1 protein-coding gene is annotated in these 728 nt (G+C 69.6%); it reads right to left on the bottom strand.

The window, feature by feature from the left end:
- On the bottom strand, positions 1 to 728 hold a 728-nt coding region (locus EBE87_RS28520; protein ID WP_199708349.1), incomplete at both ends, for an Ig-like domain-containing protein.

Genomic DNA, 728 nt, shown 5'->3' with positions numbered 1-728 from the left:
CCCCAGACCTCGAAAACGCCGGTGGCCGCCTGGTTGAAGTCGTGCATCAGCGCGACATTGCCGCTGCCGGCGCCATTGCCGGTGAAGGTCCAGGTGAAGCGCTGCCACTCGCCGGTGGCGACGGCGGATTGCAGGTTGTTGCTGCCGCCGTCGTAGTAGTTGAAGCTGAAGTGGCCGTCGCCGCTGACCAGGCGCATCCAGACGCTGAAGCTGTGCTGGCCGGTGACGGCGGCATCCTGGTAGAGGCCGGAGGCGATGCCGGAAAGGGTGACGCGGTCGGCGGTGGTGGTCTGGCCGAAGGGATCGGCGGCCACGTCGGCGGCGACCAGGGGCAGGGTGCCGGGGACGGAGAAGCGGCTCCAGCCGGCGTTGTCGAAGCTCTCGGAGAAGCTGAGCAGGTTCTGCCAGGGCCCCGGCTGCTGCACGAGATGGGACTGGCCATCGGAGAGGGTGTAGCGGAAGGTCTCGGTGACGACCTGCCCGGCGCCGAGGGCCTGCACATTGGGCTGATCGCTGGCCAGCGTATAGGTGTAGCGGCCATCGGCGCCGAGCAGCAGCGTGCCGTAGGTGCCCACCAGGGGGGTGCCCACCTTGGCGGCCTGGCCGTTGACGGCGACGACGCTGAGGGGGCCGCCCTCCGGGTCGCTGTCGTTCAGCAGCACGTCGCCGGTCGCCACCAGCACCTTGCCCTTGGTCACCGACGCCGCGTCGGAAACCGCTACCGGTGG

It is taken from the genome of Teichococcus wenyumeiae, from assembly GCF_003696345.1.
GTDB lineage: Bacteria > Pseudomonadota > Alphaproteobacteria > Acetobacterales > Acetobacteraceae > Pseudoroseomonas > Pseudoroseomonas wenyumeiae.
This window is presented reverse-complemented; position numbering and strand designations above follow the sequence as displayed.